The sequence below is a fragment of the Exiguobacterium sp. HSB13 genome, assembly GCF_056764755.1.
This window is the reverse complement of sequence record NZ_JBUZOM010000001.1, coordinates 644,979-668,098: the sequence shown is the minus strand read 5'-3', so window position 1 is coordinate 668,098 and position 23,120 is coordinate 644,979. Positions and strand designations below refer to the sequence as shown.

At 47.2% G+C, this 23,120-nt stretch carries 29 protein-coding genes; 13 read left to right on the top strand and 16 right to left on the bottom strand.

Annotated features, from left to right (window positions below):
* Window positions 1-115: 115 nt before the first annotated feature.
* The 6 genes from ACZGCQ_RS03510 to ACZGCQ_RS03485 all read left to right on the top strand — a co-directional run bounded on the left by ACZGCQ_RS03510 (window position 116) and on the right by ACZGCQ_RS03485 (window position 5,562).
* Window positions 116-1,108: a siderophore ABC transporter substrate-binding protein gene (locus tag ACZGCQ_RS03510; protein WP_481265429.1), complete on the top strand. Its 993-nt coding sequence runs from the start codon at window positions 116-118 to the stop codon at window positions 1,106-1,108.
* 20 nt (window positions 1,109-1,128) lie between these two features.
* Window positions 1,129-2,124, top strand: coding sequence for an ABC transporter permease (locus tag ACZGCQ_RS03505; RefSeq protein ID WP_481265428.1), 996 nt, complete (start codon window positions 1,129-1,131; stop codon window positions 2,122-2,124).
* The gene (locus tag ACZGCQ_RS03500) at window positions 2,121-3,185 is read left to right on the top strand and encodes an iron chelate uptake ABC transporter family permease subunit (protein WP_481265427.1); all 1,065 of its coding nucleotides are present in this window, start codon (window positions 2,121-2,123) and stop codon (window positions 3,183-3,185) included. The genes ACZGCQ_RS03505 and ACZGCQ_RS03500 overlap by 4 nt, the downstream gene beginning before the upstream one ends.
* On the top strand, window positions 3,182-3,934 hold the full coding sequence (locus ACZGCQ_RS03495; RefSeq protein ID WP_481265426.1) for an iron ABC transporter ATP-binding protein: 753 nt from the start codon (window positions 3,182-3,184) through the stop codon (window positions 3,932-3,934). The genes ACZGCQ_RS03500 and ACZGCQ_RS03495 overlap by 4 nt, the downstream gene beginning before the upstream one ends.
* Before the next feature lie 28 nt (window positions 3,935-3,962).
* Window positions 3,963-4,658 (top strand): dihydropteridine reductase, encoded by a 696-nt coding sequence (locus tag ACZGCQ_RS03490; protein ID WP_481265425.1) that lies wholly within the window; start codon window positions 3,963-3,965, stop codon window positions 4,656-4,658.
* Window positions 4,659-4,782: 124 nt separating this feature from the next.
* The gene (locus ACZGCQ_RS03485) at window positions 4,783-5,562 is read left to right on the top strand and encodes an HAD-IIB family hydrolase (RefSeq protein ID WP_481265424.1); all 780 of its coding nucleotides are present in this window, start codon (window positions 4,783-4,785) and stop codon (window positions 5,560-5,562) included.
* A 53-nt stretch (window positions 5,563-5,615) separates the two neighbouring features.
* Here the strand turns inward: ACZGCQ_RS03485 and ACZGCQ_RS03480 are convergent, their stop codons facing one another.
* Window positions 5,616-5,882, bottom strand: a complete 267-nt coding sequence (locus tag ACZGCQ_RS03480; RefSeq protein ID WP_406748032.1) for a hypothetical protein — start codon at window positions 5,880-5,882, stop codon at window positions 5,616-5,618.
* Between the two features lie 164 nt (window positions 5,883-6,046).
* On the opposite strand from ACZGCQ_RS03480, the gene ACZGCQ_RS03475 reads away from it, so the two are divergent.
* The 3 genes from ACZGCQ_RS03475 (at window position 6,047) to ACZGCQ_RS03465 (ending at window position 8,837) form a co-directional block, all read left to right on the top strand.
* A complete protein-coding gene (locus tag ACZGCQ_RS03475; RefSeq protein ID WP_481265423.1) occupies window positions 6,047-7,153 on the top strand; it encodes a citrate/2-methylcitrate synthase in 1,107 nt (368 codons plus the stop codon).
* A 25-nt stretch (window positions 7,154-7,178) separates the two neighbouring features.
* Window positions 7,179-8,123 (top strand): helix-turn-helix transcriptional regulator, encoded by a 945-nt coding sequence (locus ACZGCQ_RS03470; RefSeq protein WP_481265422.1) that lies wholly within the window; start codon window positions 7,179-7,181, stop codon window positions 8,121-8,123.
* Between the two features lie 75 nt (window positions 8,124-8,198).
* On the top strand, window positions 8,199-8,837 hold the full coding sequence (locus ACZGCQ_RS03465; protein WP_411211688.1) for a type 1 glutamine amidotransferase family protein: 639 nt from the start codon (window positions 8,199-8,201) through the stop codon (window positions 8,835-8,837).
* 59 nt (window positions 8,838-8,896) lie between these two features.
* Here the strand turns inward: ACZGCQ_RS03465 and ACZGCQ_RS03460 are convergent, their stop codons facing one another.
* The 7 genes from ACZGCQ_RS03460 to ACZGCQ_RS03430 form a co-directional block, all read right to left on the bottom strand.
* Entirely contained in the window at window positions 8,897-9,454 is a 558-nt protein-coding gene (locus ACZGCQ_RS03460; protein ID WP_411211689.1) for a DUF1349 domain-containing protein, read from the bottom strand.
* A 101-nt stretch (window positions 9,455-9,555) separates the two neighbouring features.
* Window positions 9,556-10,083 (bottom strand): general stress protein, encoded by a 528-nt coding sequence (locus ACZGCQ_RS03455; RefSeq protein ID WP_481265421.1) that lies wholly within the window; start codon window positions 10,081-10,083, stop codon window positions 9,556-9,558.
* A complete protein-coding gene (locus ACZGCQ_RS03450; RefSeq protein ID WP_481265420.1) occupies window positions 10,080-11,126 on the bottom strand; it encodes a DUF871 domain-containing protein in 1,047 nt (348 codons plus the stop codon). The genes ACZGCQ_RS03455 and ACZGCQ_RS03450 overlap by 4 nt, the downstream gene beginning before the upstream one ends.
* 82 nt (window positions 11,127-11,208) lie before the next feature.
* Window positions 11,209-12,582, bottom strand: a complete 1,374-nt coding sequence (locus ACZGCQ_RS03445) for a PTS transporter subunit EIIC (RefSeq protein WP_481265419.1) — start codon at window positions 12,580-12,582, stop codon at window positions 11,209-11,211.
* 12 nt (window positions 12,583-12,594) lie between these two features.
* The gene (gene murQ, locus ACZGCQ_RS03440) at window positions 12,595-13,479 is read right to left on the bottom strand and encodes an N-acetylmuramic acid 6-phosphate etherase (RefSeq protein WP_481265418.1); all 885 of its coding nucleotides are present in this window, start codon (window positions 13,477-13,479) and stop codon (window positions 12,595-12,597) included.
* Between the two features lie 449 nt (window positions 13,480-13,928).
* Entirely contained in the window at window positions 13,929-14,309 is a 381-nt protein-coding gene (locus ACZGCQ_RS03435; RefSeq protein WP_481265417.1) for a BsuPI-related putative proteinase inhibitor, read from the bottom strand.
* An 84-nt stretch (window positions 14,310-14,393) separates the two neighbouring features.
* Window positions 14,394-15,347: an SMI1/KNR4 family protein gene (locus ACZGCQ_RS03430; RefSeq protein WP_481265416.1), complete on the bottom strand. Its 954-nt coding sequence runs from the start codon at window positions 15,345-15,347 to the stop codon at window positions 14,394-14,396.
* 156 nt (window positions 15,348-15,503) lie between these two features.
* Here ACZGCQ_RS03430 and ACZGCQ_RS03425 point away from each other — a divergent pair, with 156 nt between their 5' ends.
* Window positions 15,504-16,415: an EamA family transporter gene (locus ACZGCQ_RS03425; RefSeq protein ID WP_481265415.1), complete on the top strand. Its 912-nt coding sequence runs from the start codon at window positions 15,504-15,506 to the stop codon at window positions 16,413-16,415.
* A gap of 3 nt (window positions 16,416-16,418) precedes the next feature.
* Window positions 16,419-16,880: a hypothetical protein gene (locus tag ACZGCQ_RS03420; RefSeq protein ID WP_481265414.1), complete on the top strand. Its 462-nt coding sequence runs from the start codon at window positions 16,419-16,421 to the stop codon at window positions 16,878-16,880.
* A gap of 83 nt (window positions 16,881-16,963) precedes the next feature.
* Here ACZGCQ_RS03420 and ACZGCQ_RS03415 read toward each other — a convergent pair whose 3' ends face one another.
* The 7 genes from ACZGCQ_RS03415 to ACZGCQ_RS03385 all read right to left on the bottom strand — a co-directional run bounded on the left by ACZGCQ_RS03415 (window position 16,964) and on the right by ACZGCQ_RS03385 (window position 20,823).
* A complete protein-coding gene (locus ACZGCQ_RS03415; protein WP_481265413.1) occupies window positions 16,964-17,455 on the bottom strand; it encodes a GNAT family N-acetyltransferase in 492 nt (163 codons plus the stop codon).
* A gap of 89 nt (window positions 17,456-17,544) precedes the next feature.
* Window positions 17,545-18,021 carry a glutathione peroxidase gene (locus ACZGCQ_RS03410; protein WP_481265412.1) on the bottom strand — a complete coding sequence of 159 codons (477 nt, stop codon included), beginning with the start codon at window positions 18,019-18,021 and terminating at the stop codon, window positions 17,545-17,547.
* 73 nt (window positions 18,022-18,094) lie between these two features.
* On the bottom strand, window positions 18,095-18,313 hold the full coding sequence (locus ACZGCQ_RS03405; protein ID WP_481265411.1) for a hypothetical protein: 219 nt from the start codon (window positions 18,311-18,313) through the stop codon (window positions 18,095-18,097).
* Window positions 18,314-18,387: 74 nt separating this feature from the next.
* The gene (locus ACZGCQ_RS03400; protein ID WP_481265410.1) at window positions 18,388-18,612 is read right to left on the bottom strand and encodes a hypothetical protein; all 225 of its coding nucleotides are present in this window, start codon (window positions 18,610-18,612) and stop codon (window positions 18,388-18,390) included.
* A 19-nt stretch (window positions 18,613-18,631) separates the two neighbouring features.
* Window positions 18,632-19,132, bottom strand: coding sequence for a GNAT family N-acetyltransferase (locus tag ACZGCQ_RS03395; protein WP_481266364.1), 501 nt, complete (start codon window positions 19,130-19,132; stop codon window positions 18,632-18,634).
* A gap of 25 nt (window positions 19,133-19,157) precedes the next feature.
* Window positions 19,158-19,448, bottom strand: a complete 291-nt coding sequence (locus ACZGCQ_RS03390; protein ID WP_481265409.1) for a hypothetical protein — start codon at window positions 19,446-19,448, stop codon at window positions 19,158-19,160.
* 46 nt (window positions 19,449-19,494) lie between these two features.
* Window positions 19,495-20,823 (bottom strand): M20/M25/M40 family metallo-hydrolase, encoded by a 1,329-nt coding sequence (locus ACZGCQ_RS03385; protein ID WP_481265408.1) that lies wholly within the window; start codon window positions 20,821-20,823, stop codon window positions 19,495-19,497.
* 117 nt (window positions 20,824-20,940) lie between these two features.
* Between ACZGCQ_RS03385 and ACZGCQ_RS03380 the strand changes: the two genes are divergently transcribed.
* Window positions 20,941-21,852, top strand: coding sequence for a tetratricopeptide repeat protein (locus ACZGCQ_RS03380; protein WP_481265407.1), 912 nt, complete (start codon window positions 20,941-20,943; stop codon window positions 21,850-21,852).
* A gap of 85 nt (window positions 21,853-21,937) precedes the next feature.
* Window positions 21,938-22,126 carry a hypothetical protein gene (locus tag ACZGCQ_RS03375; protein ID WP_029341400.1) on the top strand — a complete coding sequence of 63 codons (189 nt, stop codon included), beginning with the start codon at window positions 21,938-21,940 and terminating at the stop codon, window positions 22,124-22,126.
* A 57-nt stretch (window positions 22,127-22,183) separates the two neighbouring features.
* Here the strand turns inward: ACZGCQ_RS03375 and ACZGCQ_RS03370 are convergent, their stop codons facing one another.
* A complete protein-coding gene (locus ACZGCQ_RS03370; RefSeq protein ID WP_481265406.1) occupies window positions 22,184-23,032 on the bottom strand; it encodes an SMI1/KNR4 family protein in 849 nt (282 codons plus the stop codon).
* Window positions 23,033-23,120: the final 88 nt, after the last annotated feature.

Below are 23,120 nucleotides of genomic sequence, written 5' to 3'. Positions count from 1 at the left end.
TGATAATCATTATCACTTATTGAGAACAGATTAATCGCGTAGATATACATAATCCATCTGCTACTCAATCCGTGATTTATGCGTTATCAATTTAAACAAGAGGAGCTGAATCATCATGGGGAAATGGAAAACACCACTCGTCGTGAGTTCGCTTGCTGTCTTACTGGCGGCATGCGGGAACGCAGGAGAAGCAGACACGAAGAAGGACGCGGAAGCACCGAAGACGGTCAAAATCAAGGACGCACACGGAACGGTAAACGTCCCGGTTGATCCGAAAAAAGTCGTAGCACTCGACAACCGGACGTTCGAGACGCTTGCCGCATGGGACGTCGAACTCGCAGCAGCACCAGTCGGACTACTCCCGGCTGAGTCACCATACGCAAAAGACAAGAATATCGTCGATGTCGGCATGCACTTCGAACCGAATCTCGAAGCAATCGCTGGTGTTAATCCGGACGTCGTCATCGTCGGACAACGTTTCGCTGATCATTATGAAGACATCAAAAAACTCGTTCCGAACGCCGCTGTCATCGACCTTGACATCACTTTACCGGAAGACTCCGGTACACCAGGTGAGTTACTCGTCAAAGGACTTGAAGATACGACAGAGACACTCGGACAAATCTTTGATAAAAAACAAGAAGCGGATCAGCTCGTGACGACGCTTGAGCAATCGATCAAAGACGTTAAAAAATCATATAACGGACAGGACAGCATCATGTCGGTCATCGTCTCAGGTGGCGATATCGGTTTCTCAGCTCCGATGAGTGGACGTGTCTTCGGACCGATGTATGATTTGTTCGACTGGAAACCAGCCCTCGAAGTCAAACAAAAATCGCGCAACGACCAAGGGGATGAAGTCTCGGTCGAAGCGATTGCTCAAAGTAACCCGGACTGGTTACTCGTCCTTGACCGTGACGCACCACTCGGAAACGCAGAAGGTGCCGTACCGGCGCAAGATGTCATCGACCGCGCTCCTGCTCTGCAGAAAACAAAAGCAATCAAAGACGACAACATCGTCTACGCACCAAAAGATACGTACTTGAATGAATCGATTCAGACGTACTCGGAATTCTTCACTGACATCGCGAAAGCGCTCGAGAAGTAATGGCACACGCACAGCAACAAATGAATGGAAGAGTTGAGCCACCCGCTCGACCTTCCTTTTCTGTCGTTTGGACGAAGCCGTTTGTCTTGACCTTATGTCTCGTCTTAGCGCTCGCAACCGCGTCTCTCTTCACGGGTGTCTACGAACTACGGAGTGCCACGAACGATTTCGATATGTTCTGGATCACACGTGTTCCGCGGACACTTGCCTTGATGCTGACGGGTGCTGCGATGGCAATGGCTGGACTCGTCATGCAACTGATCACGCAAAACCGCCTCGTTGAACCGACGACGACGGGAACGATCGAATGGGCGGGACTCGGACTGTTAGCCGTTTACTTACTCGTTCCGGCACCATCGTTGATGATGCGGATGAGCGGTGCCATCGTGTTTGCATTCATCGGAACGATGGTCTTCTTCTGGTTTCTCCGTTCAGTCCGATTGCGGTCATCGTTGATTGTTCCAATCATCGGACTGATGCTCGGAGCCGTCATCTCCGCGATATCGACGTTTCTCGGGTTGTTCTTCCGTGCCAGCCAAGCGATCGAAGGCTGGTTCGTCGGCTCGTTCGCGTCCGTCCAGATCGGTCGCTACGAATACCTCTGGATCATCATCGGTGTCACGGTCTGTATCTTCTTTCTCGCGAGTCGCTTGACGCTCGTCGGACTCGGTGAAGACGTCGCGACGAGTCTTGGCGTCAACTACAATCGACTGATGCTGATCGCGACCGGGCTGATTGCCCTATCAGTCGGTGTCGTCGCGACCGTCATCGGCAATCTGCCCTTCCTTGGCTTGATCGTTCCGAACATCGTCTCGATGTTTCGCGGTGACGATCTCCGTAGTAATCTGCCATGGGTCTGTCTGATTGGGATGACGACGATTCTAATCAGTGATTTGATTTCGCGCACGATCATCCGTCCGTTTGAACTACCGGTCTCGTTGATTCTCGGAACGGTCGGGGCAACCGTCTTCATCATCATTCTGTTACGTCGACGGAAGACTGGAGGTGTCAGATGAGTACCGCGATTAGACAAGAGGAACATACACGAATTCAACCGAGCGTTACACGTGAAACCAATCGCCGGGCCTCTGCGTTTCAGTCGAAACGACTCGAGCGCCGCTACTGGATTCTCCTCATCCTGTTCCTCAGCGGCGGAGTGCTCAGTACAATCGGTCTCTTGCTCTACAACAATCCGGTTCCGTTTGATTCTCCGTCCTTTTGGCCGGTCGTCGAACGCCGGATCACCGCAGTCATCACGATGGCGATTGCGGCAATTTGCCAAAGTCTCGCGACCGTCGCCTTTCATTCGGTCACGAGCAACCGGATCATCACACCATCCCTGCTTGGTTTTGATGCTCTCTACTCGACGATCCAGACATCGATGATCTTTTTCTTCGGTGCGGGAGCACTCGTCGGCTTTACCGGCACAAGCGCCTTTTTGACACAGGTTGCGATCATGCTCGCGATGAGCCTCTTATTATACGGATGGCTCTTATCCGGAAAATACGCGAACCTGCAGCTGATGTTGCTCATCGGAATCATTCTCGGCACTGGTCTCAACTCGCTGTCGTCATTCATGCGAAAGATGCTCGCGCCGTCCGAGTTCGATATCTTACAAGCACGATTATTCGGTTCGGTCACGAATGCCGACGCGGCTTACTTCCCGATCGTCATTCCGGTCGTCCTCATCGTTGGTCTGTTGCTCTACTTCTCGTCAAGACGACTCAACGTCGTCGCACTCGGAAAAGAAGTCGCGACATCGTTTGGCGTCAATCATCGTGGTAGTGTCATCTACTTCTTGATTCTGATTTCACTCCTGATGTCGATGTCGACGGCACTGATTGGACCGTTGACGTTCTTCGGCTTTTTAGTGGCAACTCTCAGTTATCAGGTCGCTGCGACGTACGATCATAAATACGTCTTCCCGATGGCATTCGCAATTGGTTTCTTCGTTTTGACGACTGCCTATTTCTTCATGTATCACATTTTCAACACGCCAAGCGTCGTCTCCATCATCATTGAACTGTTCGGCGGACTGATATTCCTTGTCGTGTTGCTTAGAAAGAGGTCCCTATGATATCACTTGAACAAGTTAAAAAATCGTATACGGATGATGTCCGAATCGGTCCAATTGATTTAACGATCCCAAAAGGTGGATTCACGGCGTTGATTGGTCCAAACGGTGCCGGTAAGTCGACGACGTTGATGATGATCGGACGGTTGCTTGATCTCGATGCCGGGCAGATCGAAGTCGCTGGCATGGATGTGACAAGTAGTAAATCAAAAGACTTAGCGAAGATCATCACCATCTTGCGACAGGAAAATCATTTCGTGACGCGGCTGACGGTACGGCAGCTCGTCGGCTTCGGACGTTTCCCCTACTCACAAGGTCGCTTGACGGCTGACGATGAGACGATCATCTCGAAATACATCGATTTTCTTGAGTTGACGTCGCTTGAGAACCGTTACCTCGACGAATTATCGGGCGGACAGCGGCAACGGGCGTATGTTGCGATGGTGCTCTGTCAGGAAACAGAATACATTCTACTCGACGAACCTCTCAATAACCTCGATATCGCCCGCTCGGTCCAGATGATGGGTTATCTACGACACGTCGCTGATACGTTCGGACGGACGATCATCACCGTCTTGCACGATATCAATTTTGCCGCGAAATATGCCGATCACATTTGTGCGATGAAGGATGGACAAATCGCCGCTTTCGGAACGGTCGCCGAAGTCATGAATGAAGCGCTATTATCCGAGATCTTCGAGACTCATCTTGAGATCATCGAAGGTCCATACGGTCCGATTGCCGTCTATTGATACTTTATATAGAAATGAGGAATGAATGATGCAGATCGATTGGCTACCACTAGAACAGGTAACGCAAGAAGGCGAACACACTTACACGTTTCACTTGAAACGTCCAGATGGTTTCGTTTGGGAAGAGGGCGCCCATACGCATATGGCGCTAGAAGGGTTTAATGCAGGCGAAAAGCCGAACCGCAGTCTGATTCGGCACATGTCGATCTCGACGCTCCCTCATGAAGAAACGATCGGCATCACGACGCGGATCAAACCGGAATGTTCCGTCTTTAAGGAGACACTTCGGCAGCTGAAAATGGGTGAGAAGATTGCTTTGTTTAAGACGCATTCGAACATTCCACTACGTCGGGAAAATCGTACGGTGTACTTACTGTCAGCCGGCGTCGGTTTAGCAACGTTTCGACCAATCATCCTGCAACATCAGGCTGACAGAAGTGGCATTCCGCACATGCACTCGTTAAACGTCGATTCTGCGCGCACTGAACTATTCAAAACTCAGCTTCCTTCGCATGAGCAGTTCAGCCCGGCTTATGTAGAGAGTCGCGCTGCCTACTACGATGCTGTCAAAGCGATGACAGAGGATAAAGAAGGGTTGTTCTACATCGTTGGCAGTGATGAATTTCTCCGAGACACGATTGACGTGTTGCAGACTGCTAACATTCCGGCAGCACAGATCATGATTGATAAACGTCAGGACCAGCGAGATACGTTTTTAGCATAAGGTACCAATGATTAGACTTCAGCATTGACTGGAGTCTTTTTGTTTTCTCAAAATAAAGAATCGGTATGTTATCTGTAAATATTTGTTATGATAAGTGCATCAACTGACTTTTGGAGGGTTGCTTATGAATTTTGTATTTGATCTCGACGGCACAATCTGTTTTAAAGGAAAACCGATGTCTCAAGACATCGTACAGGCGCTTCATGCAGTCGAGGACGACAGACACCGTGTGATTTTTGCTTCAGCACGTCCTATCCGTGACATGCTACCCGTCATTCATCCTTCATTCCACGACCATATCTTAATCGGCGGAAACGGATCGTTGGTCGCATCGGAACAAACAATCGTTCAATCAAAATCGTTCGACGATCGTGAGCTTTCTTTTATCACAGAGTTACTCGACAAGCATAAAGCCACATATTTAATCGATAGTGACTGGAATTATACATATAACGGACCTCAAGACCATCCTATTCTGAACAATCTAGATCCGGGTAATACGGCACAAAATGTTCCGCTAGCTCACCATGATCGAATCATAAAAATCCTCATTTTGAGTGCCAACAATCTGAAATCCTTAGAAAACGAGCTGCTTCGAATGGATGTCGTTGTTCATTATCATGGATCGGAACAAGTATTGGACATTAGTCCGACCACCATCAATAAACGGACTGCTTTACAATCACTCGGGATCGAGAACGAGGGATACATTGCTTTTGGGAATGACGCGAATGATATCGAGCTATTCAAAGGAGCACAGTATGCGGTCATGATCGGAAGCCATAAATCACTCCGTTTTTACGCAGATCACACCATTGACTCCACCAGTCCTTTAGAATCTCACATAGTCGAACAAATCAGGTATCTAAGCCAAAAATACGTCTATTCCACGTCGTATTCCTAAATAACGCCTGGTGAAATTTTCGGATCAATAGTTAAATCTCTATCAATAGTTACTCATCCAAAGAGGAATACGATGGGTAAGAATAATCCGCTCATCAAGAGCATTCCTACTAGGACAGCGATACTCGATTTGAAAACCGACAGCGTTTGTTCCTCTAGTGGCTTGAGCCGTTTCACAGGAATGAGCATGGTCAATGAAGCAACGACTAATGCAAGCGGCTCAAGAATCGTTCGGCTCACTGAAAAGAAAATATCGATCATTAAAAAGACATGTAATACAAAGAAAAATCCCATTAAGCGAATGATCATTGCTTTATTCATATGTACTCCTCATGGCTACTATATATTTGATTTGTTTCATGAAACAGAATGCCCTCTAATTATAGCGCTTCACAGAATAATTTTGGAAACGCATTCAAATAACTGGTGATTTGGTATCGTTGTAAGTCATACTGACAGTAGATATTAGAAAAGGAGTGTTGAAGATGGAATACAAAAAAGGACTCGAAGGCGTCATTGCCGCTGAAACACAAATCGGTTTAGTCGATGGAACGTTAGGTCACCTTATCTATCGCGGACACTGGGCAAAGGAACTCGCATTATCCTATTCATTCGAAGAAGTGGCGTATTTCATCTGGAATGGTGAATTCCCGACTGAATCGGAACTTTTGACATTCAAAGAACAGATGACGAGTTATCGCGAACTTCCTTCTTACGTTAAAACGATTCTCGATACATTGCCGAACGAGATGGATGTCATGAGTACGATGCGAACAGCAATCTCGGCACTTGGTACACCCGCTTTCGCTTGGCCACCGACAATTGATCAAGCGATGCACGTAACAGCACTCTTACCAACAATCATTGCCTATAAATATCAAAAAAATCAAGGTGCTGACTTCATCGAACCGAATCCGGAACTTGATCACGTCGCGAATTACATCTATATGATCAAAGGACAATTGCCAAGTGACGTCGAGATCAAAGCACTGACGGCGTATCTGATCCTAACGATTGAACACGGCATGAATGCTTCAACGTTCGCTTCTCGTGTCGTCGTCTCGACGGAATCGGAAATGATTTCTGGCGTCTGTGCCGCGATCGGATCCATGAAAGGACCGCTTCATGGTGGCGCCCCGTCAGAAGTCATTGAGATGATTGATGAGATCGGAACGATCGACAACATCGAACCGTGGATCCGGAACAAGTTAGAGAAAGGCGAAAAACTGATGGGCTTTGGTCACCGCGTCTATAAAACACGCGATCCGCGTTCAGAAGCCTTAAAAGTCGTCTCAAAGGATCTCGCACAAGAGAGCGATTGGTTCAACCTGATTACACAAATGGAGCAAACAGCGATCGATTTACTCGAGGAATACAAACCGGGTAGAAAACTGTATACGAATGTTGAATTCTTCGCGGCAGCCGTCTTAAAAGGACTCGACATTCCGAAAGAACTGTTCACACCGACGTTCACCTCTAGCCGTATCATCGGCTGGACGGCACACATCCTCGAACAATCGCAAGACAACCGGATCTTCAGACCTCAATCGTCATACACAGGACAGATGCCGGAACAAGCAGCTAAGTTTTGATGACTCATTGATTGGAGGACCTCTTTTGGCGAAAAGTGATCACCTATTAGCAATTCTTTGGATGCTACAATCTGGAAAAAAAGTAACGGCTCAATACATCTCCGAACAACTTGAGATGAACATCCGGACTGTCTATCGATATATTGATACGCTTTCCGCAAGTGGAGTTCCGATTGTTGCCGAAGCAGGTCATCATGGCGGATACAGCTTGTTAACTCAATTCATAGAAGCACCTTTATTCTTCGATGCGGAAGAGCAGCAGTCTTTATATGACGCTGCTCTTTTTGCAGAAGAAGCCGGATACTATGGTAATACAGCTTTAAATCGCGCGATTAAAAAAATAAAACAGCACGCTTTAAAACCATCGACAAGTGCTCCGCTCTTGGATGTAATTCCCTATCAACCCGAAATGTCGTCGAGAGCCGAAATCCTGTTACGAGAAATCGATCAAGCCATTCGCAGTCGAACAACCATACATATTCAATACTGTCGCGCGAACAATGAAGATGTTCAATCACGTCACATCAATCCTCTTAAATTGACTTATTGGAAACACGCTTGGTATGTCACTGCTTTTTGTCAGTTAAGGGGCGCAATTCGTCATTTTAAAATCAATCGCATTAAAAGCTTTGAATTGTTGTTGAAACAATTCGATTTTCCAGATGACTTCGATGTTCAGTCTTCTTTTATGAACTCTTTGCTACCAAAGCAGAGAGAACAACAGGATGAATTAATTCTTACTGGTGACACTTCTACCATCGATTCAATTTGCCAACACTGGTACTTTAAGTATTGTTTGGTTGAACAAGATCGTAATCGAGCCGTCTTTAAGATTGAGACGAGCGTTTTAAACGAACAAGTTCCGAGTCTTCTTATTGCATACGGAACATCGATACGAGTCGTTTCTCCAGTTGAAATCAAAAGCAAAATCATTGATCGGTTAAACGAATTAATCGCTTCGCATCAATGATTTATTTTCACTGACAGTAGTTGTCAAGGTAGCTTTTCTATACTAAATGTATCTCATATAGTAAAGGAAGCGGTTATGTTGACTCAAATTGTCTATTTATATGTATTCGATTCAATTTCAGACTGGGAATATGGTTACGTGATGCCAGAGTTACATTCACGAAGATATTTCAAAACAGATGCTCCACAATTAAATGTCGTTACGGTAGGACCAACGCTACACCCTATCACGACAATGGGAGGACTGCGTATTTTACCAGATATCGCAGTTTCTCAATTAGAGCTTACTTTAAAAGATGCTTTGATCCTTCCCGGTGGACAGACGTGGCAAGAGACTCTTCATGATCCCCTACTGAGTAAAGTAGGCGACGCGCTGAGTAATGGAACGCTCATCGCTGCGATTTGTGGGGCGACAGAGGGATTAGCAAAGAGCGGATTCTTAGATCAGCGGTTTCATACAAGTAACGATTTATCTTACTTACAATCCGTTTGCTCGAATTATTCAGGTACATCTTTTTATCAATATACTCCAGTCGTCCGTGATGATTCGTTGATCACCGCATCAGGAATGGCTGCATTAGAGTTTGCCCATGAGATGATTCGAGCACTCGATGTATTTACACCAGAAACGTTAGAAGCATGGTATGGTCTTCATAATACGAATGAAGCGAAATACTTCTTTGATCTCATGGCTGCAACGTCTATTAATCAGTGAAATTGCTCTTATACAAAAGTGGACTGACGCTAATCGTCGGTCCACTTTTTTGTATCAGTTTATCTCGGAACATTTTCTAAAGCGAAATGCAACACTTCGACTCCACACCCTGCCGCTTCAACATCCGGACTACACGCATACGGTCCAATCTTCAAATCTGTCACATCATGTAAGTGTGCGATTCGGAGTTGCTCTTTGTGCTCTCCTGACACGTGATACAACGTGACGTCTTGATTGAGGTAATGGAGTTCAAAGACAAGTGGTGCATCAAACAGCGTATTGTCGACATCCCGACACGACCAGTCCGAGTACCCGAAGCTCGTCACGACGGCACCAAGATGCGATGGACCATTCGGAATGAACTCAGCCGAGACCTTCACCCAGTGATCGTCGTTCACATAAAGCAAAATCCCCGCTTGATCATATGTCGCATTCGGATTTAACTTTACTTCGATCCGGCACTTGAACTCCCCTTTCGGAGCATCCTGCAACAGTGCATGCCCCGTCAGACGGTTGAACTGGTAATGGGTATTGCGCCAAAAATCCGTATCCGGATCTGTCATGAAGCGTAATGGTGTTTCCTGTTCGATACGTGTCGGTCGATTGATCCACTTCATTGATAATATCCTCCCTCTTAACGTCCTCTTAACTTCCGTAACTTTCGATAGCCACGAATGAGCATATCGAGCATACAATCCCTCCTATTTTCTATGAACCCTTAGACTACTTTACGAAGTCGTTGCATATCCTTATTCAATGCTGATCGTTTCAAACGTCTGTTCCGTATTAAGTATTGCACATCTGACCGGTTATCGTACATAAGTTGGATATGGAAATAATTGATATATTCAAGAATCGCACAGACATATAATAACAAGGCAAGTTGTGTTCCGGAGACGGGAAGCTCAGATCGGAAACGCATCCAATCGATTCCGAACGCACACGCTGTCAGGACGATCAAAGCCAGATTGATGACACGACAGTGACGTAATCGTCGGACGACGGGTTTCGGGGTGACTGACGTTCCTTCCTTCTTCAGACGCCTTGACTTGCTATACCAATACCAAGCTCCCTGAATCAACAACAGCTCAAACAAAAATAGCGACATCCAAAATGCACTGAGTTCAAATAACTGCAGTCGTGGAAAGACACGATTGCCAAACCAACTCAGCGGTAAAATCGTAACGACCGTGAACAACTCCCCTCGATACAGATAAGCGAGTCGTTCCGCAACGAGCTGCTTCATGGCGTCACCCACTCGATACGGAACTTACTTCCTGGACCAAGCTGTGCGATCAATAGTTGATCAGCCTCGATGACGCATCCGAGGACATTGATTCGCTCATCCGCCGGCAGATCACGTTTCGTGATTTGGACCTCGCCTGCGTATCGTCCGTATTTTTCATTATCGATTGTGATCGTTCCAAGCGGACGGGCAGACGGGTCTTGCGGGGTCAAATCGATCGTCGACGGCTTCATCCGCGACTCGACGGACCGAATGACATCCCGCGCTGGATCAAACCGATTCGTTTCCGTCTCCCGTTGTGCTTGCTGTCCGTTCGCGAGTGCCCGCAGTACGATAATTCCGTCTTGCTCTGCTTCGAATTGCCGAATCGTCGCCTCCGTCAATCGTGGATCCCCAACAAGAATTCGATCAACGGTCGATTGTAAGTCGATGTAACTGGCGAACGGTGCCGCATTTCGGTGTTCTTCAAGTGTTGGTAACGTCTCAAACAACGGTCCACGGAGTGTCTCGTCACCCGGTATGAACGCTTGAACCCGTAATCCTTGCGTCTGCAACCAAGCATTCTTTTCATCAAACCATGTCCGGTCGAGTCCCGTTTCCGGTCGCGGATAAAAATTATGCCACGCTTCCGTTTGATCGATTCGCAGCCCGTGTGCCTTCATCTCCGTCAATTCGTCTGCTGTTAACGTACTGGCGTTCAGTGCAACCATCATTTGGTTCGATAACGTCGCGATTTGCTGCGGGCTGATGCCGTAATCAAGACGCAGTCCAGTCACGCCCCAGTCCGTTAACGTCGCTGCCGTCTCCCATGTCTTGCCGAGCGTCGCGAGCGACGCTGGTGCGATGTCCGCCACGAGTTCGAATCCGAGCTCACATGCTAAACGACCGAGCACTTGCAAGCGTTCGACGTACAGTGAAGAATCGTCCTCAGGGATATGCAATGATGTAAAGAGCGACGTAAAGCCAACAGCGCGCATCCGCTGTAGCCACTCGCTCGTCTCGTCTGTGATCGGTTCACTTAAATAGATTGATAATCCTTTCATCGACTCACTCCTTCACTTCTCTACTTAGAGAAAAAGCAGCTGATTCCTTCTTTTTCGAAGGATTCAACTGCTGGTCAACACCTTAAATACCGTCTGCCATCTCTTCTTTGAAACCGAACCAATACGTGAACAGGAATCCTGCCGCGTACGAGATGACAAGACCACCGATGTACGTCAAGTACATTCCGTTGTCGATCAACGGTGTCAATGATAACCCGGATACGCCCACTCCAAGCGCCGTCGTCTTCATCGTTGCTTGGAAGGCACCACCGACTGCTGCGCCGAGACATGCCGTTACGAACGGACGACCGAGCGGCAATGTGACCCCGTATAACAATGGTTCACCGATTCCAAGGAATCCGACCGGAATCGCACCTTTGATGATGTTACGCAGGCGCGGATTGCGCGTCTTGACGAAAATCGCCATTGCCGCCCCGACTTGACCCGCTCCTGCCATTGCAAGAATCGGTAAGAGTGGCGTGTTGCCAATCGTGTTCAAGAACTCGAGATGGATTGGTGTCAGTCCATGATGAAGACCAACCATGACAAGTGGTAGGAAGAAGCCGGCCAGTACGGCTCCGGCGAGTGGTCCACCGACCTCAAGTACGGCATTAATTGCTTTCATGATACCGTCTGACAACAGTCCAGCAACCGGCATGATCGCATAAAGCGAGGCGAATCCGACAATCAGCACCGTCAACAGTGGCGTGAAGATGATGTCGATCGATGCGAACATGAAGCGACGGATGTGTTTCTCAAGATAGGTCATCAGCCAAGCGGCGAAGATGACACCAAACAATCCACCCCTGCCCGCAACGAGCGGTTCTCCGTAAATCGTGATATCCGCAAGCACGGGGTTGAATAGAATTCCACCAGCGATTGCCCCGAGCACCGGCGTGCCGCCGAACTCCTTCGCCGTGTTCCACCCGACGAGGATTGCGAGATATGCAAAGACCGTCCCACCGATCAGTAGTAAAATCTGCATCCATGTCTGCGTTGCATCGACACCCGCATTTTTTGCGAAGTTCGCACCGCCGTTAATGATACCGGAAGCAACAAGACCCGGAATGAGCGGGATGAAGATGTTCCCGATTCGGCGCAAGAAGCGTTTGAACGGTGACTGTTGTTTTGCTTTTACTTTTTGCCGTTCGACGGCAGCTCGTTCTTCTGGCGTCAGATTCGGATCAACGGACTCTTCCCCGATTGCGAGTCCCGTCTCGCGACTTAAGTGGTCGGCTACCCGATTGACCGTTCCCGGACCGACGACGATTTGTAACGTCTCGTCATCGATGACCCCCATGACCCCATCAATCCGCTTTAACGCATCGATATTGGCTTGCGTCGGATCCTTTAGCGATAAACGAACTCGCGTCATACAGTGCGCAAGCTGCCGGAGATTATCTTTTCCACCGACGTGCTCGAGAATCGCGTGTGCCAGCACTTCTTCCTTCTTCATCGTGTTTCCCCCTTAGAGTGCGTCTCGGACAAATCCGTTCGCTTGCTGTAATCGTTCGACGGCTTCCGCATGCGGAACATTCGCGAGAATCATGACGATCGCCGTCTTCACGTGCCCGTGTGCTTCACTAAAGACACGCTCCGCCGTTACGGCATCGACTCCTGTCGCCTCACGGATCATCCGCTTCGCCCGAATCTCCAGTTTTTCGTTCGTTGACTGGACGTCGACCATCAGGTTTTGATAGACCTTGCCGACACCGATCATCGCCGCTGTCGAAACCATGTTCAAGACGAGCTTTTGTGCCGTTCCAGCCTTTAGTCTTGTTGACCCCGTCAAGACTTCCGGACCTGTTTCGACTTCGATCGCATAACGCGCGTGCCCACTGATGACCGCATCCGTGTTGCAAGAAATCGCTGCCGTCACCGCTCCGACTTCCTTCGCGTAATCAAGCCCGCCGATGACATACGGCGTCCGACCGCTTGCTGCGATCCCGATGACCGTATCACGAGCTTCTAGCTGGAGCCCTTTTAAATCGTCGACGGCAAGCGTCCGACTATCCTCTGCTCCCTCGACCGCTTTGATCAACGCGCGTTCGCCGCCAGCAATCAATCCGACGACCATGTCTGGTGAGACCCCGAACGTCGGCACACATTCTGCTGCATCGAGAATCCCGAGCCGCCCACTCGTACCAGCACCGATGTAAATCAAGCGTCCTCCGTTTTTGAATGATGCAATGACGTGTTTGACGACTTCCGCAATGACGGGAATTTGTTCCCGAATGACCGTCGCGACCGTTTGATCCTCAGCGTTCATCACCCGTAAGACATCTTCGACTGACATCTCATCGAGTTGCATCGTCCGTTCATTCCGACGTTCCGTTGCTAATTGTTCTAACATCTGCTTCACCCTTTCTCTTCCCTCCCTTTATTATACAATTAAGAAATTTTAATTCAATATTATTTATTTAATTTTGAAATTAAATTTCGATATATAAAAATAAGGTTTTGTCCTTCTTTTTCAGGCTCGGTCTCTTGATTTCCTGCTTGTCGTAATTTCCTCATCCGCAAAGTCCAGTAACGCAGACATTCGCTCCCGACCAATCATCGCGACAAGTAACGGGATGCGTGGTCCGTAGGATTGATTGATCGTCAGTTGATAGAGTAGCGTCGCATAGTATCATTAGTGAATAAAAAGCTGATTTTCACCCGTTAGATGCCTAACGGATAAAAACCAGCCTCACATGGACCACTTTTGTACGTCTCATGTTACTCATAACATCATTCGTACTGAAACCTGTATGAGGTTCTAAGATATTTATTAAAGAAGTCATTCACCAGAGGCGTAAATCATTTTAATTTCTCTTCCATATCCTCTACTGAACTAGAACTGTCGCTGTACTGTTCTTTCTCCTCAACGAGATATTCGATATCGTATGTACCCGGTTCGATTGTCCCGCCTTGTACCGTTTGTTTGAGAACGACGGTTTCTGATGCTTTGACGCGTTTCTTTTGTTGGCTTGTTTTACTCTGTTGTTTTCTTGAATCGAAGATGACAGTCCTTGATTTGCTCTTACGAACGATGACATTCAACAAATGCCCAGAGCGAGCTACGACATCAAATGTATGGTCTCCTGTGTTCGTCAATTTGTATTCAAAGACGAGTCCCTCTTTCGTAGTCCCTTTGAAGGATGTCTCATTCGTCTCACTCCCACTTTGCGGTTGAATCATACAACCACTCAAACAAAGGATCATGGGGAATAACAACCATTTTTTCATCTGTAAAACTCCGTTCTGTGTGAAGAAATTTCTGAATCATTCCCACCCTGGAAGTGGTCGTGGTTGCTCTTCAACGAAGGCACGATATCCATCGAAGCTCAGTCCTTGACGTTGCGGATTATGGTTACGAATCAACGGATCACCTGTCTCGTCCTCGTTCTGCCAAAACCGATGTTCCGTTTGAAAGACCATGATCGACGAATACTGGAATCGCTCTGCCATTAGATATTCCTGAATCGATTGCATCACTTGTTCAAAGCGCGAATCCGAGTCGTAGCTACTGCCAAGACGTTCTTGTTCTTGTTTCCCTTCGAAAATCTTAACCGAGAAATACGCATCCCTTTTCGCAATCGGATACTCGATTTCAACGCGAACCGAGTCGACGAAGCGAATCGGTCGTGGTTTGCTCACTTCCTCTTCAGAATTGTGATTCTCTACATAATAAGCATCTGTTGCAATCGAGAAGTCCTTGAACTCCCAGAACATATCGCCTTGCGCAATGATCGCATACTCGAGGAACGTGCCGAAGTTCTGTCCGATCGGGTCAGTCTCCTCTGTCGACAACTCATGAAACATCCAGTGCATATACGGTGTCTCATCCGTCTTTGCATCTTCCGTCTGAATCAAGACATATCCTTCGTTCATTTCGCCAATCATCAAGAAGTGATCATAGTCTTCATGGATCAGGTCGTCCTCTTTAGCCTGGATTGTCATTTCAATGACTTTTTCAAGTGGATAGAGTTCGATACCAAGACCTTGGATCATGAACAACTCCACTCCGTCATGTAAACGAAGGAATGTCTTATATTCACTTGGTAACGTTAGCTTGAACTGTTTTTCAAATGACTGAATCGCCTGTTCCGTCACCGGATCATTCAAATTGAATTGAGCGACTCCTGTATCGTATCGCCGCTGAATGAAGGTCGACCCGTGATTGATTTTTTGTGATAAGACGTCAAGTACCGCTTCGATTTGGTTCATTTCTTTCATGGGTCCCATCCTTTTCATTTTCGTATTCGTGAATGATACGACTTCACCCTATACACCATACCATTTTTTCAATTATTTGGTGTATTCCATCCTACTCGTTCTGTGGTATTCTCGTTCTAATATCATTTAAAAAAATTGTATTCGAAGAGGTGACCCATGTCTAAATCATCATCGATGTTGCTCATATTACTTGCTGCGATCTTTTGGGGCACGACGGGGACCTCACAAGCCTTTGCGCCGGAAGATGCACACCCGATTGCAATTGGTGCCGTTCGTCTGGCTGTCGGTGGACTGTTCTTACTCTGTCTCGTTCTCTTCAAAGGAACGCTGACGTTACGCGACTGGCCGTTGCGGACGATTTTACTCGCTGCCGTCAGCATGGCGGCTTACCAACCGCTGTTCTTCTCCGCTGTTTTGATGACCGGTGTCGCCGTCGGTACCGTCGTCGCAATCGGTAGCGCACCGATCTTTTCCGGGTGTATCGAGTGGCTGTTCCTAAAGAAACGTCCAGCGCTGCTGTGGTGGGCATCGACCGGACTATCGATCACCGGCTGTCTGTTGCTATTGAACAATCAAGGAACGGTTGCGATTGATCCAATCGGAATCGTCCTTGCACTCGGTGCCGGACTATCGTTTGCCGGGTATACGTTCGTCAGCCGTGACCTCGTCAAGACACACGCGCCGCTGTCAGTCGTTGCCGTCATTTTCACAACGAGCGCCTTACTGTTGTCACCTCTGCTCTTCTTATTCGATCTCTCCTGGTTGTTCACGTCACGTGGTGCCGGAATCAGCCTCCATCTCGGCGTCGTTGCGACCGGAATCGCTTACTGGTTATTCGCGAAAGGACTATCGAACGTACCATCGTCGACTGCCGTCACACTCTCGCTCGGTGAACCGCTGACCGCCGCCTTGCTTGGTGTGTTCGTCCTCGGTGAAGAATTAAGTGGTACGGCCTGGTTCGGAATCTCGTTATTGTTACTCGGAATCGCCTTATTGATCGGTTCGTCTCACCTAGCAGCGCGCCAAACCGTTTTGACAGAAGAACGACAAACTCGGACTGGAGGCTAAATCATGCAAGAAATCACGCTTGAGAAACTACAATTTCGCGAAGATTATCACATCGGACTCAATCAGTTCTTGATGGATGTCGCAAATGGTAACCGATTGATCTTTCATTTCCGTGGGCATACGGAGGAGACGATGGTCATTGTCGGCGACTACAGCTGTAATTACTTCCGATTGACCTTCGAGGCGGATGCGATTCTACTTCGTTCACCGGACCTCTATGAACTAAAAGAAGATGTCGAGATCAATCCGATTCCACTTCTGACGCTGACCGATTCAAAGCTACTGACATTCGCACGTAAAATGATGAATCTCGATCCTACAAAAGACTGGATCCATTACTGGCTCCGGGCGTTCGAACAAGATTTTCATGTCTTGTCGCCCCGTCCACCGGTCCTGACGGATCTCGGACATAAACGCAGCAATGCAATCGTCACCTATTCATTTGATTCGTTCACCGTTGAATGACCTGAATCATTTTCATACGCAAAAGATCCACGAAACAGACAGTCGTTTCGTGGATCTTTTCTATGAACATTTATAGGAGCAGATTATGGATGGTCAATCGTATATTCCATCATCCAGCACGTATCTTCATTGATTTTTTTTACTTTCTGAAACCCGCATTTTTCATAGGCTTTAATTGCTCTAAGATTTGACACAGCAGGATCTAAAATAATTCGATTTACTTCCATATCTCGAGCGATATCTTCAACGAATAACTTTATCATTTTCGTTCCAATACCTTTATTAAAAAGTTCAGGATAACCAATAAACTGGTCAATTCCAATTATGATAAAATTCGCAGGATATCCAAATGCCTCTTTTTGTTCGTCCGCTATCAAATAACGTTGCATGAATCCAATAGGTTCATCACCTAACTCTACGATGTAGGGAACGACAGGTATCTCTCCATTTACTCTCGGTTCGTATTTATCTATCACTTGTTGTAAGGTAAATGGTGCGTTCATATCTCCATAGAACTCTAATACTTCTTTTGTACTTAACCATTGAGACATGATTTTATAATCGGTATGTTGCATCTTTCTGATTGAGACAGAATTGATTTTCATATGTACCTCTCACATTCATTCGAAACCGTCCGACGACTCACACCGGACGGTTACTTGGATTATAGATACAAGGATAAGGTTTTTTCAACCGACTGGACGGAGTCGACCGGACTGAACCGCTGTACGACACGTCCTTGGCGATCGATTAAAAACTTCGTGTAATTCCATTTAATCTTTGACGACAGTAGACCGGAGCGTTCGCGTTTTAGAAATGTATAAAGCGGATGCTCATTTGGTCCATTGACGTCGATCTTCTGAAATATCGGAAACGTCACGCCATAGTTCAGCTGACAGAACTGCATCGTCTCTTCCTGACTCGCGAACTCCTGCTGATTGAATTGATCGCACGGAAAGCCAAGCACCGTGACTCCTTGCTCGTCATATTTATCGTACAATGCCTGTAGTTCGCCAAGTTGTTTGACGAGCCCACATTTGCTTGCCGTGTTGACGATCACGAGGACACGCCCCGCATAGTCACCTAATGAAACAGTCTCGCCTGCTGCGTTTTGTACGGTTGCATCGTATACGGTTTGCATGTTTCCCAGCTCCTTTGCCCCGAGTATAAGACAAAACGCACACCCTGTCGTTTTCAGGAATGCGCGTAATGCTTTACCAGATCGTCTCTTCTTTGTCGCTCAGTTTGATGACGAACGGTAGGATCAAGACGAACAAGAGACTGACGTATCCGAGCGATAAGTAATGTTGCGAGTCTTTCGAGATGTATTGCTTCACGCCGCAGTTCGGACAGGATTTACCGTGTTTCGCAAATCCGACAGCAAGCACTTCTTTCGTTTTGAACTTATACTGGCAATTCGTACAACGTACCATCTGACCATCTCCTTCTTCCTTATCTACTGGTGGATTCAGGAAAAAGTTTCATGAAATTAAAGGTAACCGACATCTTACCTCATCGATTCTTCCCGGTCGCTCAACCGAATCAGAAACGGCAAGAACAGGACAAACAAGAGACTGATATTCCCGAGTGATAGATAAAATTGCGACTTTCGGGACATGTATTGTTTCACGCCACAGTTCGGACATGATTTGCCTTTCCCATGTATCGCAACACTGACAGCGAGTAATTCTTTTGTGTTGAACTTATACTGACAATTCGTACAGCGTGCCATGACATCATCTCCTTTTCTGTTATCTACTTATAGACTTTGGAAAAGGTTCCGTCGAGTGAATGGGTTGTAAACGCATCTTCAAAAATTCATAGCTTCCACCGTTTGTCGCTTGTTGGAACCGTTCGACTGGAAGGAAGCCACTTTTCGTATACAAGCGAATCGCCCGTTCGTTGAATGTCGCGACAGCTAATTCGATTTGTTTAGGTGCATACCGGTCCATGATGAACGCAAGACCGGCTTCTAAAAATGCCACTCCATTTCCTCGTCCCGTCAAGTCCGGTCGCATGCCAAGTCCGATGTCAACGACGTCTGCGTTTGGTTCGAATACATAATAGCCAATCAATTCTTCCCGATCCAACACAGCAAAATAATGTTCCGTCCGCTTTGCAGGATCGAGAAATTCTGCTAAATCTTCTTCATCGTTCGGCATATCATAAAACGCAAACGCCCCGTCATATTTCCACTCGTAGGCGATCTGTTCCGCCTGTCGTTGCGTCAGCGGTGAAAATGTATAGATCATCATGATTCAGCTCCTCTTCGGTTCGTCAACGCGATCGATTCTTTCGGTAGTCTAACAGTAGCGGCAATACATTTAATCCGATCGAGATGAACGTCAATACCCACAGTGCCCGCTTCATGCCCGGTACGACGTCCTGTAACGCTGCCCAATCCTCCCGCGCCACGAATTCCGCAACGAGTCGGTATTCAGCGCACAAAGTCAGTGCCGTAAAACTCAGTCCGAGCACCATCAGGAAACGATAGTCCTTACCGATCAAATAAAAGATGATATTCAGTGCCGTAAATCCAATCGCCATTAAACCCAGTATGATCCACATCGTAGCGTCTCCTCTCACCTCTCCTTTTTACTATATTTGGAATCCATTAATCGGTATATCCGCCTAGAGTTGGATTTTCTGTCCGCTCAGCGAAATAACGCTCGAGCAGCCGATGATGGAGTAACGTTTCGACCAAACGGACGGTTTCGAGCGTCGCCGCAAAATCAACCTGTTCAAAATCCGTATGCTCGTGCAGATAACCGACGGATAGGTTAACGGACGGAATAGCTCGTAGCGCGAATAGTTTCGCATCACTGCTTCCTCCGTACCGTGTCGTTCGCCAATCTGGCATACCACTCAACAGACCGGCTTGCTCAAAACATGCGCCAAAAGCCTCCTTACAAAAATCAAACTCTCCATAACAGCCCGTAACGATGTCGCGTGTACCGCGGCGGTCAAAGACGATTGCTGCGTCAACGTCCTCTAAAAAGGACGCGTCCATCGCTTCCGCACCGCGACAACCGATTTCTTCTTCGACTGAAAATGCGAGCTGGATCGTTCCGCAGAAGTCAGTCGCTGGGATGCGTTCCATGAGTTCAAGAATCGCAGCGATTCCCGCTCGATCATCTGCCCCGAGAATCCCGTTCGAGCTCGTTAGGACCGTTCCTTCTTGAAACAGCGTTCGGTACGAATCGATGCGTTCGACGGTATCGAGATGTGCCGATAATAAAATGACCGGTCCTTCCCCTTGATGGTAGGTCACGAGCAGGTTCCCTTTTTCATCGACAAAAGAATCGTCAGCAAACCGGCGGACTGCCTGTTGTAAGCGACTACGAACCATCTGTTCCCTTCTGCTTTGTCCAGGAATAGCGAGCCATCTTAGCAGACGCTTTCTAAAGCGTTGCAACTCCAGCTCTTGTATCGTCGATGCGTCTTGTTTGATGCGGTATAAGACTTCCGCTAAATCCAGCAACAGCGAACGTTGGTCTCTCACTTCAAGTTGAATCCACCGACTCTGTAAGGACACAGTCAACCCTGGAACCGTATCTGCCGCTAAACGAAGCAAATACCGTTGCTGGTTCGTCAGCAAATCCTGCGTATAAACCCGAGCAGCTCGTTTACCGTGACCGTCACAACAGGAACTTGTCAAAATCCCAAGTTCGTTCATCATACGAACGATGCCTCGGACATACCCGTCAAACAGGTGATAGGGTAACGCCTGTCTTCTTGGATCAAACAATGCTTCCATCCCATGATCGTCAAGTGGTGCATGACGCTGTTTTGCTTGCTCGATCCAATCGAGGATCTCTTCATCCGTCGCTTCTTGTTGACCCGCTCGGTGCACGACATCTTGTACACAAGCTGACCATGTCGGTTCCTCGATGACTTCCCCGCTTAAAATGCCATATCGGATCCATTTGCTTTCGTTTCTCATCTCACATCGACTCCTTTAGTGTTGGTACCTATAGAGTAGCAACACCACTGTGACAGCTTGTCACACGCGTTGGTCCGCCCTATGATGAAAGAAAAGAGACAGGAAAGGATGAACGGGATGATAACGAGTTATGCACGAGCGCAAGAACTACGCCGCACCATTCGGGAAACGACGGATCGAGATATAAGAAGACAATTAGAAGACGAACTGACGAATCTTTATGTCCGCCAAGCGGAGTACTCGAAATTTTCGGAGACACCGGATTATGACGCAGCTCGTCGCGCATTGACTAAGGCACTTAAATTTCGCCCGACCCACCCGCTTGCGAATTATCGTCTCGGCTATATTCTTTATGTCAAACGCCAGTATGCGGAAGCGATTCGTCATTTCAGCCGAGCGCTCGACGGTACGGTTGACGCTACTCTGAGTGACATCCAAACGACGCTGACGCATATGTTTGTCGTCAACTGCAGCATCTACCTGGCGCGCGAATCACTTGCTGAACTCGAATACCGAGAACACGAGGAGCATCCGGATGAAGCGGCACGACTTAACAAATACCGAAACGAATTACTTGTTGAAGATGAGCACCTGTTTGACCGTCTCTATTACCGGAAAATTCAAGACGGAACGGAGACGTTGATCAATGAACGTTCGTTTCAGGAGTATCAAGCAGGCGGTCAAGAAGTCGTCTTACGGAGCAGTTCAGAGGGTACTTTCGTCGAGTGGAAAAATCAAACCATCTTACTGAATCCGAACGGTTTTTTGACACTCTTCGTGATTCTGACGAACACGACGTCGACGTATCCTGAGCTATCTGAGCGATTGACGGAATTGAGTGGTCAAGCAATCACGTACAATCATGTCCGCCAGTTACTGCGTCGTTTACGAAGTGACCTATTTTTCTTCCAGGACATCATCCAAACGACACCGCTTCGCATGAATGATGGCACGCGTTTGAATGGCTTTTCTGTCGCTGATGGTGTGAAAGTGACGGTTTTATGTCGAGCGGACCATTTGTTGAACTAGAAAGATAAATGGATATCATTTGTAAATGCATGTTTCGAGCGCTATACTCTTACTTTCGCATCCGCTACTTAGGAGGAGATTACGCATGGAATCACTGAAGGAGTCATATGTAAAGCTTGACGGATACGTCGTCGTCAAAAAAGATGGTGGTCATGTACCACACGAGGAATTTCTCGTCGAATTCACCAGCTGGCTAGAGACAAAAGGTCGTGGCTGGACAGGACTTTCTACTCAAGTCGATCAGGACGGCAACGCCATCGACAATATCAAATAACTACATATCGCCAAAGGACCGGTCGAAGGAATGCTCCTTCGACCGGTCTTTTAATTGCTACTCCAAGAAGTTGATTCGTACTCCGATGATTTGTTTATCTCGATTTTTCTTTACTTTCAGATGATAGATGCCGTCTCCATATCCAGACTCGGTCATGATACCCGCTTGAAACAAATGGACGTCCTGTTGACCGTAAAAGAGCTCCTCGGCTAGTTCCTCCTGACGAAACGCAACATCATCACCAATCAGTACAAATCCTGAATCAATCGCGATTTCATGCGAACGCATCCATCTGCCCGTCGGCTGATCAACACCTTCGTATACTGTGAGTAAACGAACCGTTCCATCTGAGTTATATGTGACGGAAGCCGTCCATGCCCCAGACTTCACTTGCTCCAAGACAATCGATGCTACATCTTTTTCATTCGAATCCGTCACGAGCAGCCGATGACCATTAACACTAAAAGTACCAAGGATAATCTTTTTATTAGCCCGGTCACGTAACATTTCAGATTCTACCCATTCGTTGAGTGAGGATGCACAATATTTTTCAAGTCCTTTATGGGGATGCCACGTAAATACAAGTTCTTGCAAAAAACGGCGTCGAATCCGGTAGCATAACCGTCTCCCATCTAAATGTTCACCAAAGCAAATCATATCCTCCGGTAAACCATCTGGACGATTTATGTGATGGTTGATGATATCTTCGACTTCAGAATGACTCGATTCAGTAGGTATCGAATAGAGTTGCCAGTTATGAAAGGCTGCACCATTTGATTCCTGCATGAGTGAAATGTAATCCGTCGGGAATTTTACACCGAGGATTTTTTCTGCACGCTTTAGGTCGATTAGTGATACACCTGGGCGTTTAGATGATGGATTGATCTGTTTGATGGCTGGTTTCATAAAATGCACTTCCTTTAAAAATAAAATATTGATTATAATTATAATATTTTACAATTATTTCTTCGGATCTGTAATATACAATTAAAAG

What these genes read in the sequence shown, in the direction of transcription:
- ACZGCQ_RS03450 (WP_481265420.1), bottom strand. Translation starts at nt 11,126, where the DNA reads ATGAAAGGATTATCAATCTATTTAAGTGAACCGATCACAGACGAGACG.
- ACZGCQ_RS03395 (WP_481266364.1), bottom strand. Translation starts at nt 19,132, where the DNA reads ATGATCTATACATTTTCACCGCTGACGCAACGACAGGCGGAACAGATC.
- ACZGCQ_RS03390 (WP_481265409.1), bottom strand. Translation starts at nt 19,448, where the DNA reads ATGTGGATCATACTGGGTTTAATGGCGATTGGATTTACGGCACTGAAT.
- ACZGCQ_RS03375 (WP_029341400.1), top strand. Translation starts at nt 21,938, where the DNA reads ATGGAATCACTGAAGGAGTCATATGTAAAGCTTGACGGATACGTCGTC.
- ACZGCQ_RS03415 (WP_481265413.1), bottom strand. Translation starts at nt 17,455, where the DNA reads ATGCAACATACCGATTATAAAATCATGTCTCAATGGTTAAGTACAAAA.
- ACZGCQ_RS03400 (WP_481265410.1), bottom strand. Translation starts at nt 18,612, where the DNA reads ATGGCACGCTGTACGAATTGTCAGTATAAGTTCAACACAAAAGAATTA.
- ACZGCQ_RS03405 (WP_481265411.1), bottom strand. Translation starts at nt 18,313, where the DNA reads ATGGTACGTTGTACGAATTGCCAGTATAAGTTCAAAACGAAAGAAGTG.
- ACZGCQ_RS03495 (WP_481265426.1), top strand. Translation starts at nt 3,182, where the DNA reads ATGATATCACTTGAACAAGTTAAAAAATCGTATACGGATGATGTCCGA.
- ACZGCQ_RS03370 (WP_481265406.1), bottom strand. Translation starts at nt 23,032, where the DNA reads ATGAAACCAGCCATCAAACAGATCAATCCATCATCTAAACGCCCAGGT.
- ACZGCQ_RS03385 (WP_481265408.1), bottom strand. Translation starts at nt 20,823, where the DNA reads ATGAGAAACGAAAGCAAATGGATCCGATATGGCATTTTAAGCGGGGAA.
- ACZGCQ_RS03410 (WP_481265412.1), bottom strand. Translation starts at nt 18,021, where the DNA reads ATGCAAACCGTATACGATGCAACCGTACAAAACGCAGCAGGCGAGACT.
- ACZGCQ_RS03490 (WP_481265425.1), top strand. Translation starts at nt 3,963, where the DNA reads ATGCAGATCGATTGGCTACCACTAGAACAGGTAACGCAAGAAGGCGAA.
- ACZGCQ_RS03455 (WP_481265421.1), bottom strand. Translation starts at nt 10,083, where the DNA reads ATGAAGCAGCTCGTTGCGGAACGACTCGCTTATCTGTATCGAGGGGAG.
- murQ (WP_481265418.1), bottom strand. Translation starts at nt 13,479, where the DNA reads ATGTTAGAACAATTAGCAACGGAACGTCGGAATGAACGGACGATGCAA.
- ACZGCQ_RS03485 (WP_481265424.1), top strand. Translation starts at nt 4,783, where the DNA reads ATGAATTTTGTATTTGATCTCGACGGCACAATCTGTTTTAAAGGAAAA.
- ACZGCQ_RS03425 (WP_481265415.1), top strand. Translation starts at nt 15,504, where the DNA reads ATGTCTAAATCATCATCGATGTTGCTCATATTACTTGCTGCGATCTTT.
- ACZGCQ_RS03505 (WP_481265428.1), top strand. Translation starts at nt 1,129, where the DNA reads ATGAATGGAAGAGTTGAGCCACCCGCTCGACCTTCCTTTTCTGTCGTT.
- ACZGCQ_RS03420 (WP_481265414.1), top strand. Translation starts at nt 16,419, where the DNA reads ATGCAAGAAATCACGCTTGAGAAACTACAATTTCGCGAAGATTATCAC.
- ACZGCQ_RS03510 (WP_481265429.1), top strand. Translation starts at nt 116, where the DNA reads ATGGGGAAATGGAAAACACCACTCGTCGTGAGTTCGCTTGCTGTCTTA.
- ACZGCQ_RS03465 (WP_411211688.1), top strand. Translation starts at nt 8,199, where the DNA reads ATGTTGACTCAAATTGTCTATTTATATGTATTCGATTCAATTTCAGAC.
- ACZGCQ_RS03380 (WP_481265407.1), top strand. Translation starts at nt 20,941, where the DNA reads ATGATAACGAGTTATGCACGAGCGCAAGAACTACGCCGCACCATTCGG.
- ACZGCQ_RS03445 (WP_481265419.1), bottom strand. Translation starts at nt 12,582, where the DNA reads ATGAAGAAGGAAGAAGTGCTGGCACACGCGATTCTCGAGCACGTCGGT.
- ACZGCQ_RS03500 (WP_481265427.1), top strand. Translation starts at nt 2,121, where the DNA reads ATGAGTACCGCGATTAGACAAGAGGAACATACACGAATTCAACCGAGC.
- ACZGCQ_RS03430 (WP_481265416.1), bottom strand. Translation starts at nt 15,347, where the DNA reads ATGAAAGAAATGAACCAAATCGAAGCGGTACTTGACGTCTTATCACAA.
- ACZGCQ_RS03435 (WP_481265417.1), bottom strand. Translation starts at nt 14,309, where the DNA reads ATGATTCAACCGCAAAGTGGGAGTGAGACGAATGAGACATCCTTCAAA.
- ACZGCQ_RS03475 (WP_481265423.1), top strand. Translation starts at nt 6,047, where the DNA reads ATGGAATACAAAAAAGGACTCGAAGGCGTCATTGCCGCTGAAACACAA.
- ACZGCQ_RS03460 (WP_411211689.1), bottom strand. Translation starts at nt 9,454, where the DNA reads ATGAAGTGGATCAATCGACCGACACGTATCGAACAGGAAACACCATTA.
- ACZGCQ_RS03480 (WP_406748032.1), bottom strand. Translation starts at nt 5,882, where the DNA reads ATGAATAAAGCAATGATCATTCGCTTAATGGGATTTTTCTTTGTATTA.